1 pseudogene is annotated in these 1,196 nt (G+C 46.7%); it reads right to left on the minus strand.

The features are described from left to right. A pseudogene (locus tag HMPREF2991_RS07565) lies at positions 1-1,196 on the minus strand (YSIRK signal domain/LPXTG anchor domain surface protein); the annotation flags it as partial.

The raw sequence follows: 1,196 nt of genomic DNA on the forward strand, positions 1-1,196 counted from the left end.
CCAACAAAGTCTGGTTCTGGAGTAAAGGTAATTTGACCATCTTTATCAATTGTATAGCTTCCTTCACCCGGAACAACCATAGTCGTGCTGCCATCCTCAAAGGTTGGTGGAACTGTACTATCGATATGTCTTTCAAACGTTGGTGTTGCCACTTGTGGTTGGCCTTTTGCTCCTGTAGAAGTCGTGTCATGACCAGTAGATGGATCTACAACTGTTGGGCGATAGCTTGCAGTAACTGGAGTACCATTCTTATCCTTGCGGACAATCGTTACGCCTGTTCCTTTTCCTACAAAATTAGCTTCTGGAGTGAAGGTGACGATGCCATCTAGTGAGATTGCATAAGTTCCTTCACCTGGAATCACTTTTTCAGTTGATCCATCTTCAAATGTTGCTGCCACTGTTTCATCGATTGGAACAAGTGGGTTACCACCTTGGAAGGTTGGGGTACCAGTTTGAACAAGCCCCTTAATGTTAACTGAAGAAGTATCTTTACCAGTTGGAGTCACCTTTGTAAACTCTGGACTGTAAGTCGCAGTGACTGGAGTGCCATTCTTATCCACACGCTTAACAGTTACTGGATCTGGGTTTCCGACAAACTGTTTATCTGGAGTGAAAGTTACAGTTCCATCTGGCGCAATCGTGTAAGTTCCTTGACCTGGAATAGATTTCTCTTTGCTTCCATCTTCGAAAGTTGGCTCTACTGTTTCATCGATTGGAACCAGTGGATCGCCGCCTTGGAAGCTTGGAGTGCCCGTTTGTGGAACACCTTGAGGACCTGTGCTGGTTGCACCAGTTCCTGTTGGGGTCACTTTCGTAAACTCTGGACTGTAGGTCGCAGTGACTGGAGTGCCATTCTTATCAACACGTTTGACTGTGACTGGATCTGGGTTTCCAACAAACTGTTTGTCTGGTGTGAAGGTCACTGTACCGTCTGGTGCAATTGTGTAAGTCCCTTGACCTGGAATAAACTTCTCTTTGCTTCCATCTGCGAAGGTTGGCTCGACTGTTTCATCGATTGGAACCAGTGGGTCACCACCTTGGAAGGTTGGAGTGCCCGTTTGTGGAACACCTTGAGGACCTGTGCTGGTTACGTTAGTGCTAGTTGGGGTTACCTTAGTCACTGTTGGAGTATAAGTCGCAGTCACTGGGGTACCGTTCTTATCCACACGTTTGACTGTGACTGGATCTGGGTTTCC

This window comes from Streptococcus sp. HMSC072D07 (genome assembly GCF_001814835.1).
Taxonomy (GTDB): domain Bacteria; phylum Bacillota; class Bacilli; order Lactobacillales; family Streptococcaceae; genus Streptococcus.